General features: G+C 59.5%; 22 protein-coding genes and 2 pseudogenes. 5 read left to right on the top strand and 19 right to left on the bottom strand.

Features of this window, described 5'->3' with window-relative positions:
- Positions 1-54 precede the first annotated feature (54 nt).
- Positions 55-402, top strand: a pseudogene (locus tag AB4Y34_RS25455) (MFS transporter); the annotation flags it as partial.
- Positions 401-709, top strand: a pseudogene (locus tag AB4Y34_RS25450) (LysR substrate-binding domain-containing protein); the annotation flags it as partial. The pseudogenes AB4Y34_RS25455 and AB4Y34_RS25450, both read left to right, overlap by 2 nt.
- An 11-nt stretch (positions 710-720) precedes the next feature.
- Here the strand turns inward: AB4Y34_RS25450 and AB4Y34_RS25445 are convergent.
- The 3 genes from AB4Y34_RS25445 to AB4Y34_RS25435 form a co-directional block, all read right to left on the bottom strand.
- Complete coding sequence (locus tag AB4Y34_RS25445; RefSeq protein ID WP_176378594.1) at positions 721-933, bottom strand: DUF3562 domain-containing protein; 213 nt, start codon at positions 931-933, stop codon at positions 721-723.
- Positions 934-1,031: 98 nt separating this feature from the next.
- The gene (gene pstS, locus AB4Y34_RS25440) at positions 1,032-2,066 is read right to left on the bottom strand and encodes a phosphate ABC transporter substrate-binding protein PstS (protein ID WP_176378314.1); all 1,035 of its coding nucleotides are present in this window, start codon (positions 2,064-2,066) and stop codon (positions 1,032-1,034) included.
- Positions 2,067-2,444: 378 nt separating this feature from the next.
- Entirely contained in the window at positions 2,445-3,197 is a 753-nt protein-coding gene (locus tag AB4Y34_RS25435; RefSeq protein WP_368717592.1) for a lipoate--protein ligase family protein, read from the bottom strand.
- A gap of 332 nt (positions 3,198-3,529) precedes the next feature.
- Between AB4Y34_RS25435 and AB4Y34_RS25430 the strand changes: the two genes are divergently transcribed.
- On the top strand, positions 3,530-4,795 hold the full coding sequence (locus tag AB4Y34_RS25430; protein ID WP_368717591.1) for an MFS transporter: 1,266 nt from the start codon (positions 3,530-3,532) through the stop codon (positions 4,793-4,795).
- Between the two features lie 82 nt (positions 4,796-4,877).
- Here AB4Y34_RS25430 and AB4Y34_RS25425 read toward each other — a convergent pair whose 3' ends face one another.
- The 15 genes from AB4Y34_RS25425 to AB4Y34_RS25355 all read right to left on the bottom strand — a co-directional run bounded on the left by AB4Y34_RS25425 (position 4,878) and on the right by AB4Y34_RS25355 (position 21,119).
- The gene (locus AB4Y34_RS25425) at positions 4,878-5,726 is read right to left on the bottom strand and encodes a 3-hydroxybutyryl-CoA dehydrogenase (RefSeq protein ID WP_368717590.1); all 849 of its coding nucleotides are present in this window, start codon (positions 5,724-5,726) and stop codon (positions 4,878-4,880) included.
- A 40-nt stretch (positions 5,727-5,766) separates the two neighbouring features.
- Positions 5,767-6,435, bottom strand: coding sequence for a TetR family transcriptional regulator (locus tag AB4Y34_RS25420; RefSeq protein ID WP_368717589.1), 669 nt, complete (start codon positions 6,433-6,435; stop codon positions 5,767-5,769).
- 50 nt (positions 6,436-6,485) lie between these two features.
- A complete protein-coding gene (locus AB4Y34_RS25415; RefSeq protein WP_368717588.1) occupies positions 6,486-7,340 on the bottom strand; it encodes an SDR family oxidoreductase in 855 nt (284 codons plus the stop codon).
- Positions 7,341-7,438: 98 nt separating this feature from the next.
- Complete coding sequence (gene panC, locus AB4Y34_RS25410; RefSeq protein WP_368717587.1) at positions 7,439-8,275, bottom strand: pantoate--beta-alanine ligase; 837 nt, start codon at positions 8,273-8,275, stop codon at positions 7,439-7,441.
- 36 nt (positions 8,276-8,311) lie between these two features.
- A complete protein-coding gene (locus tag AB4Y34_RS25405) occupies positions 8,312-9,982 on the bottom strand; it encodes an electron transfer flavoprotein-ubiquinone oxidoreductase (RefSeq protein ID WP_368717586.1) in 1,671 nt (556 codons plus the stop codon).
- 183 nt (positions 9,983-10,165) lie between these two features.
- Positions 10,166-12,091, bottom strand: coding sequence for a sulfate adenylyltransferase subunit CysN (gene cysN / locus AB4Y34_RS25400; protein WP_368717585.1), 1,926 nt, complete (start codon positions 12,089-12,091; stop codon positions 10,166-10,168).
- A complete protein-coding gene (gene cysD, locus AB4Y34_RS25395; RefSeq protein ID WP_368717584.1) occupies positions 12,091-12,993 on the bottom strand; it encodes a sulfate adenylyltransferase subunit CysD in 903 nt (300 codons plus the stop codon). Before cysD ends, cysN begins: the two co-directional genes overlap by 1 nt.
- A gap of 24 nt (positions 12,994-13,017) precedes the next feature.
- Entirely contained in the window at positions 13,018-13,791 is a 774-nt protein-coding gene (locus AB4Y34_RS25390; RefSeq protein ID WP_368717583.1) for a 3'(2'),5'-bisphosphate nucleotidase CysQ, read from the bottom strand.
- Complete coding sequence (locus AB4Y34_RS25385) at positions 13,788-14,297, bottom strand: VOC family protein (protein WP_368717582.1); 510 nt, start codon at positions 14,295-14,297, stop codon at positions 13,788-13,790. Before AB4Y34_RS25385 ends, AB4Y34_RS25390 begins: the two co-directional genes overlap by 4 nt.
- Positions 14,297-15,466 carry a sulfotransferase gene (locus tag AB4Y34_RS25380; protein ID WP_368717581.1) on the bottom strand — a complete coding sequence of 390 codons (1,170 nt, stop codon included), beginning with the start codon at positions 15,464-15,466 and terminating at the stop codon, positions 14,297-14,299. The genes AB4Y34_RS25385 and AB4Y34_RS25380 overlap by 1 nt, the downstream gene beginning before the upstream one ends.
- A gap of 31 nt (positions 15,467-15,497) precedes the next feature.
- Entirely contained in the window at positions 15,498-16,664 is a 1,167-nt protein-coding gene (locus tag AB4Y34_RS25375; protein WP_368717580.1) for a DUF1214 domain-containing protein, read from the bottom strand.
- Positions 16,652-17,590, bottom strand: a complete 939-nt coding sequence (locus tag AB4Y34_RS25370; RefSeq protein ID WP_368367167.1) for an alcohol dehydrogenase catalytic domain-containing protein — start codon at positions 17,588-17,590, stop codon at positions 16,652-16,654. Before AB4Y34_RS25370 ends, AB4Y34_RS25375 begins: the two co-directional genes overlap by 13 nt.
- Positions 17,591-18,009: 419 nt before the next feature.
- Positions 18,010-18,894: a MarR family transcriptional regulator gene (locus AB4Y34_RS25365; RefSeq protein ID WP_368717579.1), complete on the bottom strand. Its 885-nt coding sequence runs from the start codon at positions 18,892-18,894 to the stop codon at positions 18,010-18,012.
- Positions 18,895-19,052: 158 nt separating this feature from the next.
- Positions 19,053-19,943, bottom strand: coding sequence for an SDR family NAD(P)-dependent oxidoreductase (locus AB4Y34_RS25360; RefSeq protein ID WP_368717578.1), 891 nt, complete (start codon positions 19,941-19,943; stop codon positions 19,053-19,055).
- Between the two features lie 96 nt (positions 19,944-20,039).
- Positions 20,040-21,119, bottom strand: a complete 1,080-nt coding sequence (locus AB4Y34_RS25355) for a phosphotransferase (protein WP_368717577.1) — start codon at positions 21,117-21,119, stop codon at positions 20,040-20,042.
- A gap of 162 nt (positions 21,120-21,281) precedes the next feature.
- Here AB4Y34_RS25355 and AB4Y34_RS25350 point away from each other — a divergent pair, with 162 nt between their 5' ends.
- Both AB4Y34_RS25350 and AB4Y34_RS25345 read left to right on the top strand, forming a co-directional pair.
- On the top strand, positions 21,282-21,779 hold the full coding sequence (locus AB4Y34_RS25350) for a MarR family winged helix-turn-helix transcriptional regulator (RefSeq protein ID WP_176378329.1): 498 nt from the start codon (positions 21,282-21,284) through the stop codon (positions 21,777-21,779).
- 74 nt (positions 21,780-21,853) lie between these two features.
- The gene (locus tag AB4Y34_RS25345; RefSeq protein WP_368717576.1) at positions 21,854-23,314 is read left to right on the top strand and encodes an acyl-CoA reductase; all 1,461 of its coding nucleotides are present in this window, start codon (positions 21,854-21,856) and stop codon (positions 23,312-23,314) included.
- Between the two features lie 17 nt (positions 23,315-23,331).
- Here AB4Y34_RS25345 and AB4Y34_RS25340 read toward each other — a convergent pair whose 3' ends face one another.
- Positions 23,332-23,688, bottom strand: coding sequence for a hypothetical protein (locus AB4Y34_RS25340; protein ID WP_368717575.1), 357 nt, complete (start codon positions 23,686-23,688; stop codon positions 23,332-23,334).
- Positions 23,689-23,691 lie beyond the last annotated feature (3 nt).

Raw genomic sequence — 23,691 nt, 5'->3', positions numbered from 1 at the left:
CCCAGTCTGCCGCTTTCGACAACCGCATACGTCAGCCCGACCAACGCAACGACGGTCGCGTCGGGCTCACTCACGGCGCGCTTCGGTTATCGCCTGCCGATGGTTGCCGGCCAGGCGCTGGCGGCGCTCGGCTATGTTTCGCTTGCGTTCGTGCGGGTGGATAGCAGCGCGCTAGCAGTCGCGTTGCCTCTGCTGAGTGTTGGCGTCGGTGTGGCGCTCGCGGTGCCGTCGGTCAACACCGCGGTGCTGGCGCACGTGGAACCGTCGTACATGGGCATTGCGTCCGGCGTGTTGAACACCGCGCGTCAGATTGGCGGCGTGCTCGGCGTGGGGTTGTTCGGCGCCCTTGTGCGGCCGGAGTTCGACCATCTTGCCGAAGGTCTGCATCTGGCCGCGATCCTGGAGCTTGCAGGGTCCGGACGGCCGCGTGAGCGTGCCCGTCGACGGCAGGCTGAGGATCGACAATTCTGAAGCGCTGCGACGGGCGGTGTTGCGCGGCCTGGGCATCGCCATGCTGCCCGAGATCCTGGTGGCCGCGGATCTGCGAGCGAAACGGTTGGTAGAAGTGCTGCCGGCGTTTGCCGCGCCCGAGCGGCCGCTGAACCTGCTGTATCTGCGTGAGCGGCGGACGTCGCCTAAGCTTCGGAGCTTTATTGAATTTATGGTCGAGCGCTTCGGTGCGGAAGCGGCATCGCCCAACGGCGCTTGACCAACCCACGCTCAATGCGAATGCTGTTGCCGCCTGCGCAGGTTGTCGCGCACACGACGAGCGACCAGAACCGTCAGGTAGTCCGTGATTCGTGCACCTTCGCTGTATTCGATCCACGTCTGTGCGTACATTTGCGAGACCGTTTCCTCAGGCGTGTTGGTAGCGGCGGCAATCTGCTTGATGACTTCCTCGACGTTGCGCGTGCGGTGATAAAAGACCGTCATGCGCACGTTACCCGCCTCGATGCGGCCGTTACTTGATCTGAGTCAATTGATTTCGCCCACCGACCACGAGCTGTTCGAGGCGGGTCGCAACGAGGCCTTCACTGAAACACCGGTTTTCCCGACGCATCCTTGACCTTGGTCTTCCACTGCTCGCGGATTTCCGACACGACCGAATCCGGCAGCGAGATGTAGTCGAGATCGCTGGCAGCCTGCCCGCCATTCTTGAACGCCCAGTCGAAGAACTTCAGCGTCGCCGCGCCCTGCGCCGGTTTTTCTTGCGTCGCGTGCAGCAACACGAAGGTCGCGCCGACGACCGGCCATGCGTCCTTGCCGGGCTCGTTGGTCAGGATCTGGTAGAACGACGTCTTCCAGTCCGCGCCCGAGGCGGCCGCCTTGAAGGTCTCGGCTTTCGGCGCAACCACCGCACCGGCGGAGTTCTTCAGGCTGGTGTAGACCATGTTGTTCTGCTTCGCATACGCCCACTCGACATAGCCGACCGCGCCCGGCAGCCGTTGCACGAAGGCGGCGACACCGTCATTGCCCTTGCCGCCCGTACCGGTCGGCCAGTTCACCGTCGTGCCTTCGCCGACCTTCGACTTCCACTCCGGGTTCACCTTCGACAGAAAGTTCGTCCAGATGAAGCTCGTGCCCGAACCGTCGGCGCGGCGTACCACGGCGATGTCCGTATCCGGCAGTTTGATGCCCGAATTCAGCGCGGCGATCGCCGGATCGTTCCATTTCTTGATCTTGTTCAGATAGATGTCGCCGAGCACCGCACCCGACAGAACCAGTTGACCCGGCTTCACGCCAGGCAGGTTCACGACCGGCACCACGCCGCCCACCACCGTCGGGAACTGGAACAGGCCAGTCTTCGCCAGTTCGTCGTCCTTCATCGGTGCGTCGGAGCCTGCGAAATCCACGGTCTTCGCGAGGATCTGCTTGATGCCGCCCGCTGACCCGATGCCCTGGTAGTTGACCTTGCCGCCCCCCGCCTTATGGTAGGCGTCGGCCCACTTGTTATAGATCGGGGCTGCGAAAGTGCTGCCCGCACCGGTGATGTCGACGGTTTGCGCTTGCGCGGCCGTGAGAGGTAGAGCAACGGCAAGAACTGCAATTCCTCGTTTGAACAGCATGGTTTGCCTCCACGAGATTGACTGACCGGATCAATGGTTGCAGCAAGCTGCGCTCCGCGACGCAATTCCTCAACTACGCCTCCTGCGGGCCCAGGGTACTTGCGCTGGACACCCGCAACTTGCGCGGGCGCGCGGTGTTCTTGCGATGATGCATTTCAATCCGCCCCAGCACGTCCGTGTCTGTATTGAGCGTTTCCAGAAGGTTTCGCCCTTTGTTCGGCTTTACGCGCCCGGCACGGCTGCCCATCGCTCGAACCTTCAAACTTAAGCACTTCAGGTTACATTCCGTTGACAGCGGCATTGTTCGATATCAGGGAGAATGGCTCGCCGTGCGCCGCCCCGCTACACCGACCGAGGCGAGCGAGCCCGCCAAGCGGGTTACTGCGCTTCTGTCGGTAGTGGAATGTCGGTGAGACTGTCCTCGATCGCAGCCAACACGGCGGGCATCAGCGGCTCCCTGCCGATCCCTGCCCCTCCCAGCGCTTGCAGCACAGTGACGATCTTGTTTGCGTCGTATCGACGGCCACTGCCCACCGCCTCTTCGAAGGCGTTGGCCCGCTGGTTCGCCTCATCCAAATCGGCACTGACAAGCAATACGGCATGCGCGAGCACCAGATGGCCCCGTCCATCGCTCGTCCGCATCGCGGCTGGCGCCTGTCGCCAATACTGCGCCGTGCCAGCAATCTTGCGAGCGTCAGTGCCGACTCCCCAAGCCAAATTGAAGCGACCGTCGCAAAATGAACCGTCCACTGCCTGGTAATGGGTCGTGACGCCGATCACGCGCAGTGCGCTCCCGATGACTTCGCATAAGTGCAGGTACACCGCCTCGCTCATTTTGCTCGGCTGCTGCTCGACGAAATAAGCCAGACTCAAATTTAGAATCCCGGGACCCTGCGGTACGAGGCCGCCGCCCGACATGCGTAGCCAGACGGGGCATCCGTCGCGAAGGAAAGCGCAGCGTGCAGATTCGAACTGCGGATAGCGCAGATAGCTGCGCGGTACCACCAACGACCTCGGCGCTTCCCACAATTGAGCAACAGTGCGGCCACGCGCCACTAAGTCCAGCAGTGTGTGCTCTGCCTGAAGGGGGTCGTGGTCGGTCGGATCAGGTTGGATGAATTCGAATGACATAGTCAAAACGCGAAACAGAGCAACTCTCAGGATCGGTTGCAAGACGGAATGGCCGAAGCCTCGTCGTTTCCAACGAGGAATGTGACATCAGTTTCCGAGCCGGTCAACGTTGACGTCGAACGGGCGCGCGATGCTTCACCGACTTTGAACGTCAGCAACGGTGTCTTCTTCTCACGACGGTGGAAATCAAGATCGGCATTGACAGGCCGTGCCAGGCGTGTTCATATTTATGCACCATATTCTATTTTTCGCACCCAGGTGCATCGATCCCGGCATCCACGTAAAGCGATCTGCACCCAGCAAGACGCGTAATGTTCACAGCCTGAACCCCAATGTATTCCACGAAACCACAACCCGAGCCCGGTCCGCTTCGCTATCGCCCGTTTCGCGCAATATGGATGGCAATGTTGGCGGCGAGCCTTGGCGCCTGGGTGCAGAACGTTGGGGCAGCATGGTTGATGACTTCGCTCACGACGTCCCCGGTGATGATTGCACTGACCCAGGCTGCGACCACGATGCCGGCCTTCCTGCTCGGGATGCCGGCAGGAGTACTCGCCGATTCGATGGATAAGCGCCGCCTCTTGCTAGCCGCGCACTGTTGGATGCTGGTCTCGTCGATCTTTTTTTATGTTCTGTTGATGCTGGATGCAATCGATCCAGTCAGACTGCTGATCTTCACCTTTTTGCTCGGTTCAGGCAGTGCCGTATCAGTTCCGGCCTGGCAATCCTCAACCGCGGAAGCAGTGCCTCGATCGGCGTTGCTCTCTGCGATCGCTCTCAATGGAGTCGCTTTCAATGGCGCGCGCGCAGTGGGCCCCGCGTTGGCAGGTGCAGTGATCGCCGGGATAGGATCGTATGCAGTGTTCGCACTAACGACCGGGCTATTTGCGGTCGCAGTGACCATCTTTTTGCTTTGGTACAAGCCGGAAAAAGAACAAGTCGTTTCAAAGCAGGAGCGTCTGGTAAGCGCGATGTGCGTGGGCGTACGCTATGTGCTTGGTTGCGGTGTTTTGCGCGGACATCTGTTTCGCACATTCACCTTTGTAGTTAGCGCAAGCGCGTTGTGGGCGCTACTGCCGATCGTAGCGAAAAATAACCCAGGTTTGGGCGGCGGTGGGTACGGTACGATGCTGGGGAGTATGGGAGCAGGCGCCGTGGCTGGTGGAATTGCACTTGGTCGGGTACGCCGCTATCTGGCGCTCAATACTCTGGTCTGCGGTGCGTCTGTGTTGTTCGGCATTGCGACGCTGACCGCCGCCTATGTGCAGTACAGCGCACCTGTATATCTGTCCCTGCTCGTCGGGGGTGCCGCGTGGATCACATTCAACTCCACCGTCTCCTCGGCCTTCCAGGCGACTCTTCCCGCTTGGGTGCGAGCTCGGGCATTAGCAGTTTTTTTGCTCACGTTCCAAGGCTCAATGGCATTGGGTGCATTGATATGGGGCGTTTGTGCGGATCAGTTTGGTGTCTCGAAGACGCTAACTGCCGCTGCCTTGCTGATGCTCGCCGGACCGCTGCTCTTGCGGCGACACCCAGTGCACATGGAGGCCGAGTTGATGCCTCCATCCACAATGATTGAATCGCAAGGCGGTAGTTGAAACCCGCAGCAAAAACAGTAGCGGTTATCCGTATTCGGCCGCAAAATCCCTGTTGCCACTCAGCTTACGCTGCCAGGCGGCTTCAGTACTTATAGACCCCCCAACCGGCTTTTCGCCCTAGCCGTCCCGCCGCAACCAGCTCCCGCAATAGCGGACATGCGCGATACTTGGAATCGCCGAAGTCTTTCAGATAAACGTCCATGACAGAAAGACAAACGTCTAGCCCGACCAGGTCGGCGAGCGCGAGTGGCCCGATCGGGTGATTCGCACCGAGCTTCATTCCGGCGTCGATTTCTTCCGCGGTGGCGACGCCTTCCGCTAGCACGAAAAACGCCTCATTGATCATTGGCACGAGGATACGGTTCACTACGAAGCCTGGCGAGTTGGTCACGCCTATCGGAGTCTTGCCGAGCCGTTCAGTCAACTCGCGCACCGCATTGACAGTGGAGTCGGTGGTTTGCAGCCCACGGATGACCTCCACGAGCGTCATTAGCGGTACAGGGTTGAAGAAATGCATGCCGATGAAACGTGTCGGATCAGTAAGCACCGCACCGAGCGCGGTGATTGAAATCGACGATGTGTTCGACGCAATGACCGCATCGGCACGCGCCACCGACTCGATTTGCTTCAGGATGCGGATCTTCAGATCAACGTTCTCGGTTGCCGCTTCGATAATGATGTCTGCAGTCGAGAGGCGCTGATAGTCAGTGGAAGTTTCGATACGGGTTAGCGCAGAATCACGCGACGCCGCGTCCAGCTTTCCCTTGTCGACGAGACGCCCGAGATTCGCCGTCAAGATTGACAGGCCCTTGGAGAGCGCCGTCTCGTTGACATCGGTCATGACCACGTGGAGACCCGCCACCGCGGCGACCTGAGCGATGCCATTGCCCATTGTTCCGGCACCGACTACAGCTAGCGTTTTGAAATTCATATGTTTTTTCCTTGCAAGATCGAGGTTATCTTGTTCCTTTTCATCGACGAATGCCGGCTTCGGACGCCAGCCCGCCGCGAGCCGCGAACAACGAGGGGCTCTCTATGAACCATGACAACAAGGCCTTTCGCACGATCTTTCCGGCAAGCAGCTTTTCGGCTCCTGCAGGAGGCGGAATGATCAAGCTGCGGCGGAAGTATCCTGTCAGGCAAGCATGAATAAAAGTTGCCTCGAACGCGTAGTCGAGATCCTCAGATGTACCTGGCGGCTTTGCGATGCGTGCCAAGGTCGTCTCGATCGAGTACTGTGCAAGAAGCGCCGACTCCCTGAACATCGATGCCGGCAAAGTGCAATCGCCATCAATCTCCGTAGTGGACAGCGCGATCGAATACAACCGCCGCTTTCTCCCTATCCGTAGCACATCGACCAACCGCCGCTCGAGCTCGACACGCAACGCATCGATGGTTGCGATCGCGGCTTCTGCGCCGCACACAGTGAATGCGTCCAGCGGAAGTTCTGAGCGTTCGAAAAGTGCGCTGACGAGCGACCACTTGTTCGTGAAGTGACCATAGATGGCGCCACGAGTCATACCGCTCGCACGAGCAATGTCCTCGAGGGTCGTCGACGCGACGCCACGTTCGAAAAAAAGGCATTCCGCGCTATCGAGTAGCTTTTCTCGCGTAGCGAGTCCCTGAAATTTCCGCTTCATTGCTTGCCCTCGACGGTCGGCGGATGCACATTTTCTTCGCCATCAGTGATTCACTGACGGTCTGCGAAGAGACACTCAGCAACAGTGCGGCCTTTCGACACCGAGTCCATGAACATCACGTCACGGGGGCTCGATACAAGGTGCTGACCTCCGTCGACGACCAATGTCGTGCCCGTGACGCCATGCGCATTCGCGAGATACGCCGCCGCTTCGACGATGTCCTCCGGTCGCGAACCGCGCAGTAGCGGTGTCATCTTATGAACTGTGTCGAATTGCGCCTGTGTTTGATCGCCCGACACTAACGTCAATCCCGGAGCCAGCCCCACGACTCTGATTTTCGGCGCGAGAGCCTGCGCGAGTGCGACGGTCGCGTTGGCTAGCGCAGCCTTGGTCGCCGTGTAGGAGATGTAGTCGGGGTTCATGTTGAACAGCTTCTGGTCGAGCACGTTCACCACTACACCGCGCTTCGCTTCGTCCGATACCGCGCCGTCCGGCACCACGTCGAAGAGTCCTCGCGCCAATGCCAGCGGTGCGGCGACGTTGATCGCCATCAGTTCGAGCAACCGCGCATAACCGAAGGTTTGGGCGGTATCTTCCTCGAACCGTGACGCACAGTTCAGCACGCAGTCAAGTCGACCGAAGGTCTCCACGCACGCTGGTACCAGTTGCTCGACCTGTTCCTCGATCGCCAGGTCAGCGCATAGGGCGACCGATCTGCGCCCCTGCGACTTGATGTGGTCGACAACCTCTCGGGCTTCCTGTTTTGACTCGTGATGGTGCACCGCGACATCCCATCCTCGCGCAGCGAACCCGAGCGCAAGCGCCCGCCCGATCCGTCTGGCGGCGCCTGTTACTAGTACTGCGCGGCGGGAGGACCCGCCGTGATCCGAGTCTGATTCGATCATGTCAAACGGCCGGAGTGGGAAGGCACATGACTAGCCTTGGGATTGGCACCCTGCCCTGCTGGTCCAGAAGCGCGGCGACAAGGCTATGCATGGAGAACTCAAATTTCCATGTTGTCGATCAGTCGCGTGTTGCCGAGGCGCGCGGCGGCAAGGATAACCAGCTTGCTGTCATCGGCCTCCTGCGCCGTGGGTGATCGCAGATTGGCCTGCTTGCGCACCGAGATGTAATCCGGCTGCCAGCCACGATCGACCAACGTGGAGAACGCGCGTCGTTCGATACCCTGAATATCTTTCTCTCCGCTCAAGACCTTGTCGCGGATCTGATTCAGGAGCCGATACAACGTTGGCGCCTCGACCCGCTCCTCGGGCGTCAGGAAACGATTGCGAGAGGACAAGGCAAGACCGTCGCAATCACGGATGGTTTCGCCCGCTACCACGTCCGTCGGCATCGCGAACTGCTTGCACATCTCCCGAACAATCATCAATTGCTGGTAGTCCTTTTTTCCGAAAACGGCGACACGCGGTTGGGCGCACAACATCAGCTTCATCACCACCGTGCACACACCCTGGAAAAACCCGCGCCGGAATTCACCCTCCAGCATGTCGCCAATGCCGCCAGGCGGCTGCACTCGATACTCCTGCGGCTGAGGGTATAGATCCTCTTCCGTAGGGGCAAAGACGACATAGACGTTCTCCTTCTGGAGCTTCTCGATGTCCGCCTCCAGCGTTCGCGGATAACGCGCAAAATCCTCCCCCGGCCCAAACTGCAGCGGATTGACGAAGATGCTCGTGACGACCGGATCCCCATGTTGCCGGGCGAGCCGGATAAGCGACAAATGCCCTTCGTGCAAATTGCCCATAGTCGGCACGAATGCGGTACGGTTTTGCCCGCGCAACTGCGCGCGCAGCTCGTCGATTGACCGAATCAGTTTCATTCTGAGACTTACCTCTGAGACCTTGCTGACATCTGCTTACATGTTTGGATAGTTCGGACCACCGCCGCCTTCCGGCGTGACCCACACGATGTTCTGGGTCGGGTCCTTGATGTCGCAGGTCTTACAGTGCACGCAATTCTGCGCGTTGATTTGCAGACGGTCCTCGTCCTGCTCGTCCTTCACGTACTCGTAGACGCCTGCTGGACAGAAGCGGGTTTCTGGGCCTGCATACGTTCGCAGATTGACGTTCACCGGCACACTCGCGTCCCTGAGCGTGAGATGCGCCGGCTGATTCTCTTCGTGATTCGTATTCGAAATGAAAACAGACGACAGACGGTCGAACGTGAGTTTGCCGTCCGGCTTTGGATACTCGATCGGCTTGCACTGCGAGGCGGGTTTCAGCATTTCGTGATCGCGATGCCGGTGATGCAGCGTCCAGGGCACATTACCGCCCAGCACTTTCTGCTCGATGCCCACCATCAGCGTGCCGAGGTACAGGCCTTTGCTCATCCACTGCTTGAAGTTGCGCGCCTTGTACAGCTCCGTGTAGAGCCACGACTGCTTGAACGCCTCCGGATAGGCCGCGAGTTCGTCGTGCTGGCGGCCAGCCTGCAACGCATCGAAGGCGGCATCCGCGGCCAGCATGCCGGTCTTGATCGCTGCGTGACTGCCCTTGATGCGCGACGCGTTCAGGAAGCCGGCATCGTCACCCACGAGTGCGCCGCCCGGGAATACCAGCTTAGGCAGAGACATCAGGCCACCGGCTGTGATCGCGCGCGCGCCATACGACACGCGCTTGCCGCCTTGCAGGAACTTGCGGATTTCCGGATGCGTCTTGTAGCGCTGGAACTCCTCGAATGGCGAAAGATAGGGGTTTTGATACGCGAGACCGACGACAAAACCCACCATCACCTGGTTGTTGTCGATGTGGTACAGAAACGAGCCGCCATAGGTGTCCGACTCCAGCGGCCAGCCAGCCGTGTGAACCACCAGACCAGGCTGATGTTTCGAAGGATCGATTTCCCACAGCTCCTTGATGCCGATGCCATAGACCTGTGGATCGGCGTTCTCGCCGAGATTGAAATTCTCGTCGAGCTGACGGCCAAGATGACCGCGGCAGCCTTCGCAGAACAGCGTGTACTTCGCGTGCAACTCCATCCCGAGCTGGAAGTTCTCGGTGGGCTCGCCGTCTTTGCCAATGCCCATGTTGCCGGTGGCGACGCCCTTGACCGAGCCGTCCTCGTTGTAGAGGACTTCAGCGGCCGGAAAGCCCGGGAAAATCTCCACGCCCAGTGCCTCGGCCATTGTCCCAAGCCAGCGCGTGACATTCGCGAGGCTGATCACGAAGTTGCCGTGGTTCTTGAAGTTGTCCGGCAATGCCCAGTTCGGAACCGACTTCGCACCAGTTTCCGAAAGGAAAAGGAACTTGTCTTCGGTCACGGCGACGTTCAGCGGCGCGCCCTGTTCCTTCCAGTCGGGTATCAGTTCATCGAGCGCGCGCGGGTCCATGACTGCGCCCGAGAGGATATGCGCTCCGATCTCCGAGCCTTTCTCCAGCACACAGACGCCAATCTCGGCGTTTTTTTCGGCTGCCAGCTGCTTCAGGCGGATCGCCGCGGAGAGGCCTGCGGGACCGCCGCCGACGATGACCACGTCGTATTCCATCGACTCGCGCGGCCCATAGCCTTGCTGATTGCTTTCCGCCATCCCCACTGCCTCCTTGACGCGTCGAAACGTCCCGATACCTGTTGGACTGTCGCCCGAGTGGGCGATGTCAACACGGGAATTGCGCTCTGCGTCTCCCGTGATCGACAGCAGGGAGTATATATAAATGAATGTCGTATAACAATATGAACGCGAGGCGCGCGAGGTACGCCGCCCCGCGACGTCTCAGAGCGGCGATCCCCTCGACACGTCAAGAAATCCCGCTGTCTGCAACTTCTGGAAGATCGTCTCTACAGCAACCTCGGCAGAACTGGTCGTGGTATTGATGTGGATTTCGGGCTTCACCGGCGCCTCGTAGGGTGAATCGATGCCAGTGAAGTTCTTCAACTCTCCGCGACGCGCTTTCTTGTAGAGTCCTTTCGGATCGCGCTGCTCAGCCACTTCCAATGGCGTGTCGATGAAGACCTCGATGAATTCACCCTCCTCCATGAGTTCGCGCGCCAGTGCGCGCTCCGCACGAAACGGCGAAATGAATGCGGTAATGACGATCACGCCGGCGTCGGCCATCAACTTCGCCACCTCGGCAATGCGCCGGATATTTTCGACGCGGTCTTCGGCCGTGAAGCCGAGATCCTTGTTCAATCCATGCCGAACATTGTCCCCATCGAGCAGATAGGTTCGCTTGCCCATTGCATGCAAGCGTTTCTCGAGCAGATTCGCAATCGTCGATTTACCCGCACCAGAAAGGCCTGTCAGCCAGACGACGCCGCTCTGATGCCCATTGAGGGTCCGTCGCGCATGTTTGTCGACTTCCAGCGTCTGCCAGCGAATATTGGTCGCACGGCGCAGTGCGAAGCGCAGCATACCCGCACCGACCGTGCTATTGGTCATGCGGTCAATGACGATGAAACCGCCCGTCTCGTGGTTCTGCTCGTATGGATCGAAAGCAATCGGACGGTCGAACTCCAGTTCGGCAACGCCGATTTCGTTCAACGCGAGAGTCTCAGCGGCGACGTGATCGAGCGTCTCGACATTGAGCTTGTATTTCAGCGGCAATATCGTTGCCGTGACGTTCCGCGTGCCGATCTTCAGCAGGTAGCTGCGCCCACGGAGCATGGGTTGATCGCTCATCCATACGAGCGTTGCTTCGAACTGGTCGGCAACCTGAGCTGGCGAATCGGCCGCTGAAATCAGATCGCCACGAGAGACATCCACTTCGTCGGCGAGCAGAAGCGTCACCGACTGTTCCGCGAAGGCCTCGTCGAGATCTCCGTCGGCCGTCACGATTCTTGCGACGGTGGTTTCCCGCCCTGACGGCTGAACTTGCACACGCTGCCCGACGCGTACGACACCGGACGCAATAGTTCCTGCAAACCCACGGAAATCAAGGTTCGGGCGGTTGACCCACTGCACCGGGAAACGCAATGGCAGGGTCTGCAAACGGGCTTCGTCGATCTCGACAGTATCGAGGTGATGCATCAAGGACGGCCCGTCGTACCATGGCGTCTTTGTGCTCCTTTCAACAACGTTGTCGCCATTTACGCCCGAAATCGGAATTACCGTCACATGGGATATACCGATTTTTTTTGCAAATTCGCAATACTCGCGTGAAATTTCGTCGAACCGCTCACGGGAGTAATCGACCAGGTCCATCTTGTTCACCGCAAGAACCACGTTGCGAATGCCGATCAACGACACGAGATAGCTATGCCGTCGCGTTTGCTGCAACAAGCCTTTGCGTGAATCGACGAGGATGATGGCGAGATCCGCCGTGGAAGCCCCCGTTATCATGTTGCGGGTGTACTGCTCATGCCCGGGCGTATCGGCAACGATGAACTTGCGGCGGTCCGTCGAGAAAAACCGGTAGGCGACGTCGATGGTGATGCCCTGCTCGCGCTCCGCAGCCAGACCGTCGAGCAGCAGCGCGTAGTCTATTTCCCCACCACGCGTACCGACCTTCTTCGAATCGGCTTCGAGCGCGGCAAGCTGATCCTCGAATAGCATCCTCGATTCATAGAGCAAACGGCCAATCAACGTGCTCTTGCCGTCATCCACGCTCCCGCATGTGATGAAACGCAGAAGGCTCTTCTTTTCATGCTGCTTCAGGTACCCTTCGATATCGGTCCCGATCAGGTCAGAGACGTGTGCCATTAAAAGTACCCCTCCTGTTTCTTCCTCTCCATCGATGCGGCGCCGTCGTGATCGATCACCCGACCCTGGCGCTCGGAGGTCGTCGTCAAGAGCATTTCCTGAATGATTTGCGGCAATGTCGTGGCGTTCGACTCGACCGCGCCGGTCAGCGGATAGCAACCCAGCGTGCGAAAACGCACCATTCTGTCCTCTGCCTTTTCGTGCGGCGAAAGCGGCATGCGGTCGTCGTCCACCATCACTAGCGTGCCGCCCCGATTCACTACGGGTCGCCGCGCCGCGAAATATAGCGGCACGATGGCGATGTTCTCGAGGTAGATGTACTGCCAGATGTCCAGCTCGGTCCAGTTTGAGATGGGAAACACGCGGATCGACTCGCCATGGTTCTTGCGCGCGTTATAAAGGCGCCACAGTTCGGGTCGTTGACTCTTCGGGTCCCATTGATGGCTGGCTGTACGGAATGAAAAGATTCGCTCCTTCGCACGCGACTTCTCTTCGTCCCTGCGAGCGCCCCCCAAAGCGGCGTCGAAGCCGTACTTATCGAGCGCCTGCTTCAGGCCCTGTGTCTTCCACATGTCGGTGTGAACCTGCGAACCATGATCGAACGGATTGATTCCAAGTTCTTTCGCTTCCGGATTCTGGTGGACGATTAGCTCCATTCCGGCCTCGCGAGCCATCCGGTCGCGCATCGTGTACATGTCGCGAAACTTCCAGGTGGTATCGACATGCAGGAGCGGAAACGGGGGCGGCGCCGGGTAAAACGCCTTTTTTGCCAGATGGAGCATGCAGGCGCTGTCCTTGCCGATCGAGTAAAGCATCACAGGGCGCTGTGCCTCAGCGACGACCTCTCGCATGATATGGATGCTCTCGGCTTCGAGCCGCCGCAGGTGAGTCAATGTGGGCATGGCAAATCCTTTTACAAAGGCGATTCACTGCGCGGCTGCGATGGCGGCCAGCATCAGTTCGGCGATCTCCGCTCGACATATGAGCAGGTCGGGCATCGAGACGTCCGACCCGTTATAGATGCATGGGCTGCCGTCGATGCGGCTGGCATGAAGTCCGGCCGCAAGCGCGACTCCTACCGGGGCGCACGAATCCCATTCATATTGCCCGCCGGCATGAAGATATGCGTGCGCCTCGCCACGCAGCACTGCCATTGCCTTTGCGCCTGCCGAACCCATCGGCACGAGCTCGGCATTCAAGCGCTGGGCAACCCGTAGTGCCAGTTCGGGGGCGCGGGAACGGCTCACGAGAATTTTTAGGCGCCCCTCAGGCGCTGGGGGCAACTCAGGCGGCGATAAAGTTCCGAACGTGACGCCACGAGCCGGAAGCGCGACAGCACAAGCGCGCGGCTCGCCGCAAACTGTCAGTGCGACATGGACCGCCCAGTCGTCGCGCCGCCCGAGGCATTCGCCATACTCGCGCGTGCCATCGAGGGGGTCGATGATCCATACACGATCGAGGGCTAGCCGCTTTGGATCCGGTGCGGACTCTTCCGAAAGGAAGCCGTCTGCCGGTCTGGTGTGAGCGAGAATGTGCGTGATCAGCTCGTTTGCCGTGGCATCGCCCGCTGCTCCCAGTGGTTTGCCCGCAAGGACCGCCGACGCGCGTATTGCGTTCAACGCAGCTCCGGCCGCCGTAGCGATGTGCACGGCCAGGCGGTGATCGTCGTCAACCGAATGCACAGTGCCAGCCGGGTTCATTGAACCGCTCCATTGCGAGGCACCTGTTCCATCGCGTCGAGACCCGATGGTGTGTACCAGATGTGCTCGATATAGTGACCCAGCGTTGTCCTGTGATCTGTGTAGAAGTACCGGGCGGACCCGGGCGACTGACCGTCGATGACGATGGGCAGGCCCGCGGCAGCCATTTCGCTACGCTGCGTTTCGAACGCCGCTTCGCTATCGATCAACTGCGCGATGTGGTGATGGCGAATCGCGAATCCGTCTCGCGGCAGCGCATCACGATACACACGGTCGTCGCCGGATAACGGCTCGATCAGTTCGAGCTGAACCGATCCGACGAATGCCAGCGCGATGTTCAGCTTGCAGAGACGCCCGGCGATCGACTCAATTTCAATGCCCGGCAAGCGCGCCCACGCCTGCACATTCTGTTCCCTGCAAAAGTGGTCAACTGCCTTGTCCACGTCGGTAGTGACGTACGCAATCTGCAGAAAGCCGGAAAACGGAGAAAGTGAGAGCGTGCTCATCATTGCAGTCCATAGGTAGTCATGTACCGGGAGAATCGCTCCCGGATCGCCTCGGTTGCAAGGCCGAATTCGGCTTGGGTATATTTATGCACACCATGAGCGCGTTCAGGGCTCTGCTCAACTCGCCGGCGCATTGCTTCCATCGTTTCCTCGGTCAGTTGAAAGCCGAAGTGACCGTAAATCCGCCGCATCGTACCAATCGGATCGGCGTGAAGGTCGGCTTGGCTGATATCGAGGAACTGCTTCTTCGGCAAGGACGCGCGCGCCGCCATTGCTGCTTCGCTGGCCCACGCCCAGTTGTCGAGTTCGCGCGCGCCGATCTCGTCCCTGTCGACTTGCTCGCCTTCGGAAATTCGACGCGCCATCGCCAGCACGCTCGCGAGCGAAGGCAGCGCCTCCACGGGATCTCGATGTGTCTGCACCACGCATGCGTCGGGAAAAACCTCGAACAGAGCGGGCAACTGCATCAGATGTCCGGGATTTTTCAGCAGCCACGTCTTTTCAGGGTCGCGCGCGCCGATCAGACTAAGCGCCTTTGCAAAGTAGCGATAGGCCGGCAGTTCGCTCTGCTCGCGCCACCAGCGATCGTATTGAGGTACGCGGAAGGACGATCCCCACAGATTGCTGCAAAAGCCCTGTTTGAGTATTTCGAGGCATTCATCGACCTCGTCGGCGACGATGTTATGTGCTGCGCGCATCTCTGGCGCCGACCTGAAAAAGGCCTCCAGTCCGGCCGCGGTCGCCTGGAACTGAACATAATTGGTCCAGGTGTCGCGCGGCGGCCGTGGCTGCGGAAAGACCGTCAGCCACTTTTCCAAACCCTGAAATTGCGGGTCGACCGAAAGCAACTTGTGCAATGCGGTCGTGCCGGTCCGAGGTATGCCGGTGATGACGAGCGGACGCCGCGGAGTCTGGGACAAGACATCGGCATGCTTGCGCAGGCCCTCCACTAGCGTCAGGCGCGAGACCAAAGCACCGACAACTGCATTCCACGCAAATTCCCGGCCCCCTGGCGCGAAGCGCGGGCCATCTTCGTCGAAAGCGTTCAGAAGTTGCGTCAGGCCGGGCATGTATTCGGCGCTGGAGCCGAAATCGCTCAAGCCAGTAGCGGCACTCGCGACTGCATGAAGCTCATCCTCCGCACCCGAAAATCGTTTTGATGGCGACATCTATCGTCTCCTGAAGATCCCTTAATCATGCTTACCACCGCCGTCTCAGCTGCGCACCTATGCGTCTCTCGCGCAAGAGTCTCTCGCGTTCGGTTGCGTCAACGAAGCGAGTCCCCGTCGGCAAGTGATTGCGCAACTCGGACACCGGCACACGCTTGAGCGTCGGAACCGGCTCCGAACTGCAGCCATACCATCTGCCTATTGCGGTCCCCCGATTGACCCCGCATGTATCCAGCCAGTTCGCGACACCCGGATCACGGTGCGCAATCACCGCGCGGAAATAGCCGTCTTCGTCGACGTGCGCCTGATGCCCATTGAGGCTGCTTTGGTGATCGATATAGTCAAGCGCGTTGAACAGAGCGTCGTTCAATTGCACGTTCCAGTAGTGGCGTGTCTGCGGCAGTGCGGTTTCGAGAATGAGCGCTTCGTCGTCACCGAAATCGAAAATCGCTTGCCAGTACGCCTGTTTCGCGAGGCCACCACCGAAAGCGAAAAACTCGAACTCATTCACGTTGATCCGCATGCGCAGTTGCTGCATATGCCTGAGCCAGCGACGTGACAGACGCTCCGCGTAGTCCATCAGCTCGCCAGTACGCCTCCCGATCTCCTCGTGACCCATTGACGGTTTCGTCCGGGGAGCGTCGAGGCACTCGATAGCGATTCGTGCGTCACGTTCCGCTCCCCACGCATACGAGCGCTGGCGCAGCATTGCGAAGTCAGCCTCGGGGTGCAACTCGAGCCAGTTGCCGTGATAGCCGGCGGGACGCCGTGAGCTCAACAGAACTTCGAAGCTGCCGTCCTCGCCGATCTCGAGGTCGTCCAGGTCGAACTGACCTAGCGGAGGGTGGACTTTGTCGGTAGTACCCATGATGCCGCGGCCGATATCCAGCGTCAGCAAATGCACGCTGCCGCGCTCTCCAACTACCCGATATCGCAGGTCACCTCGCAACGGTGCGACGAAATAGGTGTCGTCGGGATTCGGCTGCAGCATGAAGACCGAGTTAAGGAAAGGCAACCAGTCAGGATGAAGCGGATCGGATTGGAAGTAGATGAAGTAGGCAAGCGAGAGATTCATCTGAAACTGCCGATACAGCTCCGCGCGCGTTTGAGGATCGCGCGGTGTCTCGGTCAATTCGAGCAGACTCTCCGCGTTTGCCAACTGGAAGAGATAGTCGCTCCAGGATTTCAGCTGAGCCATGGGTTCACCATTACCTTGCATTGCGTCGACCGTTCACGCAGTGCTTCAAATGCATCGGGTAGCGCGTCAAGCGAGACCCGGTCGGTAATCATCGCGCGCGGTTCGACACAGCCCGCGTCGAACACGTTCGCGACATGAGTGAACTCTTGCATACTGTAGGTGACAGCGAACTGAATTCGCACTTCCTTCCATACCGCTACTGCCGGAATGAATTGGTCCGGCACCGTGCAGAAGCCGAGCACTACGACGTCGCCCTGCGGCTTAACGCAATGAATCGCCTTTGCAATCAGATCTTTCTGCCCTGCGCATTCGAACACGACGTCTGGTGGACCCTTGAGAGCATCGGCGGCTAGCGCCGCCAGATCCTGCCCATCCTGCGGAACCACAAATTCGTCAGCCCCCATGTGTCGCGCGAGCGCTTCGCGGCGCTGCGACGAAGCAGTCGCAACAATGCGACCAGCGCCGAGGCGGCGAGCCCAGAACGTGGCGGCCAGTCCAACGGGACCCGCGCCAATCACGAGCACTTTCGCGCCCGGCGTGAGCTTTGCCAGCGCAACTCCGTGCAAGCCGACGGCCATTGGTTCGATCAGTGCGCCGTCCTCCATGCTCAACGTCTTCGGAAGCCGGGTCGTTACGCGCTCGGCAACGACTGCATATTGAGCGAAGCCGGCGGCGGCGCCCTTGAATTGCGCGCAGAAGTTCGGCTTCCCGGAAAGACAGGTCGCGCAATGCCCGCATCCGACAAACGGCAGCGCGGTTACAGCATCGCCAATCTTCAGCTTCTCCACACCCTTTCCTACGGCAACCACCTCGCCGGCAAATTCGTGACCTAGGGTCGAATTTTCTGGAAGCGTGAAATGCGGTGCGTGTCCATCCGTCATGTGTAGATCCGATCCGCAGATACCGCAGCGGTGAATCTTCAGCACAACTTCTCCCGATGCTGGAGTGGGATCGGCAACACCCCTAACTTCTAGAGGCGAACCTACCTTCGAGAAATATGCGGCCCTCATCGCTTGAGTCTCCGTTTGGCGTCAATGTGCTGCCCGTCATCGAACATCTGAAATATACTTTACTGGGAAAGTAAATTGCGGTGTCCAGGTGTTTGTACCGAGACGGCACTGGAAGCAAACGCGCCAATGTGTTCCCCTGAGCTTTCGCTCACGAACATAGCGTCATGCGGGATTGGCCATATGCCACCGGATGCGTCGATGGCAACGAAAGACGGGAGAGAAGGCCTGCTGAGAGCGCAGGCCGAGGGTGGGTTTTGTGTCTTGCGCGCTGATTGCGAGCAGCGATGGCGATGACTTAGGGGTTTGCTGTCGAAATGGCGATCACCGAAGCTATGTCAGCCGCGCTCGGCACCCCGACGTGCGGCCTCCGCGTCTGCAAAGACATGCAGTTCCCGCAACAAGGTCGAGAGTGCCGCTCGCCGTTCAGGCGCCATATGACTGGACGCCACCCAGTCAGTGCCGTACGCCTCCTGATGGAGGATGTTCCTCAATACTTTGCGTGCCTGTGACTTCATTCGTACGAGTATTCCACGACCATCCGCCGGGTCCGGCATGCGCTCCACCAAGCCCATCTGTTCGAGCCTGCCGACACACTTCGTGATGCCGCCCAGCGTCATTGCCAGCGGTTTTTGAAGTTGCGTCGGAGACTGCGTGTAAGGCGGACCGGAAACCAGAAGCGCATCCAATAGCAACAGTTCGGCTGCCAGCAGGCCCTGACTCGCGGCGGCTTCCTTGAGCGCCCGGTCGATGTGAGCAGATAGTCGTAGGAGTCGTTGCCCGATCAGGTAGACATTCGGGTCTTCCGCTGGCCACTCGCGCGCCCAAGCCGCAGCCTGTTCGTCCAACTCATCGCTAGCCTCTGAGCACACGGGCTTCTGCAACGCTTCGCATTCGGCCAGAAATTGTGCTTCAGCTTGAGAACGTTTCGAATAGGACGCCTCGCCGTCGTCTTCCAAAGCGACGTCGACCCAGCCGGCTTCGACAAGCGCATTCAGATGCTCGATCACGCTCGCACGCGATATTTTCAGCTCACGCGCCAATGCGGCTGCGCTTTGAGTACCCGCATTCAGCAGAGTCAGCAGTTGTCGTCGGGAAGCGTCCGCCAACGCGGCGAATAGCGAATCTGCGGTCTTGCGAGCACCCATGCGATTATCGATTGGTTCGGACCCCCGCTTGCCGGACAGCAAATACGCGTTGCCGAGCAAACAGGCGATCGGCATGGACCGCGACTCAGCGGTCCGTGCCAGCGCCCTACAGGTGCCGTTTCCTGTCACGCGGGTCAATTCAGCCACGCTAAGTTACCAGAAAACACGCCCTGTAAGCTCTGTGCTAATAGACACGCTTCACGTGGCGAGCCGCACACTGGCGAGATCGACGGCTATTGTTGAACCAGGTCGTATGCCGCAAGCGCGGCGACCTCCGTCACACCACCGTCTACGGGTAGGCACGTGCCGGTAATGAATCGCGATTCATCGCTGCAGAGAAACAACGCGGCGGCCGCGACGTCCCACGCATCCCCTTCCAACGGAAGGGGCGCGATTTTTCGGCGGCGTTCGCGGGCCTTGTCATTGAGCATGCTTTCGACCATCGGCGTAAAAATATGCCCCGGAGCAATCGCGTTGGCACGAACATGATCGCGGCCGTACATCACCGCGAGTTCACGCGTAAAGCCGACCATGCCCGCTTTCGATGAGCCGTATGCGGCTGACCCGTGGCTGCGGATGCCCGCGACCGAACCGATGTTGACGATTGCCCCGCCTCCGCGCGCCACGATCTTCGGCACCGCACTTCGGCTCATCAAGAAGGCACTTTTCAGGTTGACGTCGATCACGCGATCCCAGGACGCCTCGTCGACGTCCTGCAACCGCCCCGGCGCGCCCGAGATACCGACGTTGTTGACGAGAATGTCGAGGCCACCGTACCTCTCGACGGTCTCGTCGACAATGCGCGCGCAGACCGCACCGTCGGTGACATTGCCGGTCGAGACGAACGCGCTGCCGCCCGCCTCCGTGATCAGCGCGAGCGTTTCCGCCGCCCGCTCGTATTGCTGATCGACGAGACAGACGGACGCGCCCTCCGCGGCGAAAAGACAGGCAATTGCCTTGCCCGTGCCGAAACCCTGACCGAGCGATCCTGCGCCGGTCACGATCGCGATCTTGCCGTTTAAACGTTGATGAAAGACTTTCGGAGCGGGCATGCGGTAAGCCGGTTGAGGTAGATCGATCGTCGTCTGGAGCGTTCGATCGAGCGGGTAATCGTTAGCGCTCAATCCCTCGCTCGCGAGGACGTCACTGATGCTTGAGCTTAGTCTCGTCAGGCCAATAATGCAACCCATAGTTGCATTATTGGCCTTCGATCAAATCGACTAGCCCACTTCGCCATGATCCACCAATGCCGCACCAAAGCGCGCCGCATACGCCGTGTTCACCGCCTCGGTCTGGAAGCGCGTTTCGTTGATCGCGAAGATGAAGTATCCGTATGCGAGATCGCGTCTATAGTCGCCCCATGCTTCGTCGAAGTCTGGCGCCTGAACCCCGTTAATCGCCAATTGGGAAAGATAGTGCTCTAGTAGCGACCGCTCCCACGAGCGCCGGTCTTCGATATCGAGCGCGCACCCTATGTGATAAGCAACCTCGAGACTCCAAGGCGCCCGGCTAACCTGAGCATCGAAAAAACCCGGCGCTCCATCAGCTTCGACGTAGAGATTTCCAAGGTGCGTATCGCCGTGGATCAGACACACCGGTTTGCCCTTGTGTTCGCGCGCAATGCGCCCGAGCGCTGCCACCATCCAGCCGCGATCGTGCAGATGCCGGCTTACCGCGGCCCCTCTCGGCAGCGATGCGTAGTGCGCCCAGACATCCGGCTCGAGGTAGCGGTTCTGATATTCCAACGACCAATCCGAAAAGCGCTCCCCAACCCAATCAAGCCGCCCGCCCTTGTCGAACTCCCCGCTATTCCATGTTTGCGCGTGATAGCGCGCCATTGCACTCAGACGCAAACCCACCTGTTCGTAGCCCTGCGGCTGCTGAGCACGACAGAACCGAACGTTACGCTCGACCAGGTCTTCCATCACTACGACGGCCTGCCAGGCGTCAGGATCGGCGCCCGCATAAAAACATTTCGGTGCGTTCATATTTATGAACGGCAGTACGTCCCGATAGAAGCGCATTTCGTTGCGATACATCTCCTTCATCGACGGACTATGTTCCTCGAAACCGCCCTTCACGATCATGCGCGACGGTAGTGCCATCGCATGTCCCGCATCGTTGTACTCCAGAGCCACGCGGACCTTGGTCGACGTGCCCGGCAGTACATCCACGTGTTCGCACGAGAGCACTTCGACGCCGCTGAAGCGGAACCCCAGCGCTGAAGTAAGCCACTCCGCCGTCACTTCCCCAACAGTGACAGGCAACCTCATGTCACTTACCAAACCAGATTCAGACAAGGTTCCTCCCGAATATTGCGGATGAAAGACCCGTGCGCATCGTCGCGCAGACAGCCTTTCGGTCGCAACATGGGGAAAACCACACCCCCCGGTGCGTTGCATATTTTGAATGACGTGCATATAGTTGCTTGCAAACGCAAAAATTTTTTTAGCAGGTAATCGATGACCCCACTCGAATCCCCCGCACTTCAGAGACGTCCGGCTAGCGCCGAACTCGCGCATACGCTTGCTCCGGACGAGTACCGCACAGAAGAAAGCGTCGCGTTCAAGATGAACATGGTTCATCTTCTGCTTGGCGCGGAAATCGACCGGAAGCTCGCGGCGAGCAAACTTTCTGCCATTCAGTGGGGGATTTTGAAAGCGCTGTTCGACGAGCGTGCTCGTACACCTACCGCCCTGTGCCGAATACTTCTCGCTGACGGCAGCATCATGACCCGCAAGCTCGATTCGCTTGAAAAGAGAGGATTGGTTGAACGGATCCGCAGTACTTCCGATAGACGTTCCGTCGAGCTCGCACTGACAGAAGATGGCCGACAGCTGTTACGCGAGACTCTGCCGCTCATCGTCGAAACAAGCAATCGCCAACTTCACGGCTTCACAGTGGATGAAGTTGAAGCCGCCCGGAATCTGCTCGATCGGATGATCGCCAACTTGAGTTGAGCGGCGAGATCCCCCGAATCGATCCACGTCGGCGCTCAGGTCGACGCGTACCCGCTACTGAAAAGGAGTTGTTCATGGAGCATACCGAAACAACCGTAAAGCAAAGCGCGGACCCGGCGCAGGATGCCAGCCTCGCACCGCTGCTGGTTCCCCACGTATACCGCGGGCGCACCGTCACCGGAAGCGCGATCAGACACGTGTCTCGAGATCTGGGGCAAGGCTTTTGCACGCCTAAAATCGAATTGGACGATCTGGTGTGGCCACGCGCTGAATCCGGCCCTGCCTTCGATGTTCCTGTCGCGAAAATCATCGATTTTCTTGTCGAACTGGGTCCGCGTTTGCACCTCGACGTCAATCCGCTGATGCAGGCCGCGCTCGAATCGATGATCAAGGTCAGTCCGCTCGGGCGACGGATCCTCGAAAACTGCTATCGCGACATTCCCAATCTTTTCTTGCGTGAAGTGATCGAGGACGAACTGCGCGTGAGTCTCGGCGACGCGCGCCTCGTGGACGGTTGGGTGGAACGTACTCTGCGCGGGCGCCCGAGTCGTCTGCGCGCGTTTCCCCCGCGCCTCGTGCATATCCTCGCAGGCAACTCGCCGATGGTCGCAGCCATGACGGTCATGCGCGCGGCGCTGACGAAGGGTGTTCACCTGCTGAAGCTGCCTTCGAACGATCTTTTCACGGCCACCGCAATCCTGCGCACCATGGCCGAAATCGACCCGGATCATCCGATTACCCAGTCGTTTTCTGCCGCGTATTGGCGCGGTGGCGACGAAAACGTCGAGTCGATTCTTTATCGTCCGCAGTACTTCGACAAAATCGTCGTGTGGGGCGGGGAAAGCGCGGTTCGGCATGTGATGCGCTATGCCGGCCCCGGGCTCGAGTTGGTCGCGTTCGATCCGAAGGTATCGATCTCGCTGATCGGCCGCGAGGCCTTTGCATCCGACGAAGTACTGCGCGAGGTCGCGCGTGCGGGCGCAGCCGATGTGCTGTCGTTCAATCAGGACGCGTGCAATGCTAGCCGGTATCAATTCGTCGAAGGCGACGAAGACGACGCCGACCGCTACTGCGAGCAACTAGCGCTCGCACTCGGCGAAGACTATCGGTACGGCGACGGCCAAGGCCCGCTCGTGCCCGCCGACATTCGCGAGGCCGTGGACGTGCTGCGTGAAATGGAACCGATCTATCGCGTGTTCGGTGGCTATGACGGCAAGGGGCTCGTCATTCGTTCTGACGAAATGGTGGATTTTCACCCCATTTGCAAGACCGTCAACGTCGTTCCTGTAACAAGCCTTCGCGATGGCGCGCGGCACGCGACGGTCGCCACGCAGACGGTGGGGATCTATCCGCCTCACCGGGTCACGGAGGTACGCGATGCGCTCGCCTGCGCTGGTGTCCAGCGCATGGTGGCGCTGGGCGAGTCGATTTCTGACGGAGTCGGCGGCTATCCCCATGACGGCATGTTCCCGATCCATCGATTCATGAAATGGGTATCGGAGGAATCCGGTCCGAATCAGGAGGGGACTCGATGATGCAAGCCCTTTCTAAGCTACTGCCACTCACGGACGTCGCCGACCCTTTCCGGAATGCGCCCGAAAACCTCCACGCGATGCAGCTTCAGGCCGTGGGCGAGCGCTTCGCACAGCGACGGCAGCAGATCCGTATTCTCGACAAGCGGGCCAGCGAGGCTGGCGTTACCGAAGTGAAGAACATGAGCGATGCGGTGCCATTGCTCTTTGCCGACGCCGTATATAAAAGCTATCCGGATGCGTTCATCGAGCAGGGTAAATGGCGCCATCTCACTGCGTGGCTGCAAACGCTCACGACGCGCAAGATCGACGGACTCCAATATGACGCGATTCGCGACCTCGATGACTGGATCAACGAGTTGCGCCGCAACGGACACTAC

Origin of the sequence: Paraburkholderia sp. BR10954, assembly GCF_040965775.1 — a bacterium.
Taxonomy (GTDB): Bacteria; Pseudomonadota; Gammaproteobacteria; order Burkholderiales; family Burkholderiaceae; genus Paraburkholderia; species Paraburkholderia youngii.
The sequence above is the reverse complement of the archived record's forward strand: the minus strand, read 5'-3'. Positions and strand labels throughout refer to the sequence as shown.

Coding starts and splice junctions, on each gene's coding strand:
- AB4Y34_RS25345 (WP_368717576.1), top strand. CDS start 21,854: ATGGAGCATACCGAAACAACCGTAAAGCAAAGCGCGGACCCGGCGCAG.
- AB4Y34_RS25415 (WP_368717588.1), bottom strand. CDS start 7,340: ATGATCGAATCAGACTCGGATCACGGCGGGTCCTCCCGCCGCGCAGTA.
- AB4Y34_RS25350 (WP_176378329.1), top strand. CDS start 21,282: ATGACCCCACTCGAATCCCCCGCACTTCAGAGACGTCCGGCTAGCGCC.
- AB4Y34_RS25380 (WP_368717581.1), bottom strand. CDS start 15,466: ATGTCGCCATCAAAACGATTTTCGGGTGCGGAGGATGAGCTTCATGCA.
- cysD (WP_368717584.1), bottom strand. CDS start 12,993: ATGCCCACATTGACTCACCTGCGGCGGCTCGAAGCCGAGAGCATCCAT.
- panC (WP_368717587.1), bottom strand. CDS start 8,275: ATGAAACTGATTCGGTCAATCGACGAGCTGCGCGCGCAGTTGCGCGGG.
- AB4Y34_RS25405 (WP_368717586.1), bottom strand. CDS start 9,982: ATGGCGGAAAGCAATCAGCAAGGCTATGGGCCGCGCGAGTCGATGGAA.
- AB4Y34_RS25390 (WP_368717583.1), bottom strand. CDS start 13,791: ATGAACCCGGCTGGCACTGTGCATTCGGTTGACGACGATCACCGCCTG.
- pstS (WP_176378314.1), bottom strand. CDS start 2,066: ATGCTGTTCAAACGAGGAATTGCAGTTCTTGCCGTTGCTCTACCTCTC.
- AB4Y34_RS25445 (WP_176378594.1), bottom strand. CDS start 933: ATGACGGTCTTTTATCACCGCACGCGCAACGTCGAGGAAGTCATCAAG.
- AB4Y34_RS25420 (WP_368717589.1), bottom strand. CDS start 6,435: ATGAAGCGGAAATTTCAGGGACTCGCTACGCGAGAAAAGCTACTCGAT.
- AB4Y34_RS25385 (WP_368717582.1), bottom strand. CDS start 14,297: ATGAGCACGCTCTCACTTTCTCCGTTTTCCGGCTTTCTGCAGATTGCG.
- cysN (WP_368717585.1), bottom strand. CDS start 12,091: ATGGCACACGTCTCTGACCTGATCGGGACCGATATCGAAGGGTACCTG.
- AB4Y34_RS25435 (WP_368717592.1), bottom strand. CDS start 3,197: ATGTCATTCGAATTCATCCAACCTGATCCGACCGACCACGACCCCCTT.
- AB4Y34_RS25430 (WP_368717591.1), top strand. CDS start 3,530: ATGTATTCCACGAAACCACAACCCGAGCCCGGTCCGCTTCGCTATCGC.
- AB4Y34_RS25365 (WP_368717579.1), bottom strand. CDS start 18,894: ATGCCGATCGCCTGTTTGCTCGGCAACGCGTATTTGCTGTCCGGCAAG.
- AB4Y34_RS25375 (WP_368717580.1), bottom strand. CDS start 16,664: ATGGCTCAGCTGAAATCCTGGAGCGACTATCTCTTCCAGTTGGCAAAC.
- AB4Y34_RS25425 (WP_368717590.1), bottom strand. CDS start 5,726: ATGAATTTCAAAACGCTAGCTGTAGTCGGTGCCGGAACAATGGGCAAT.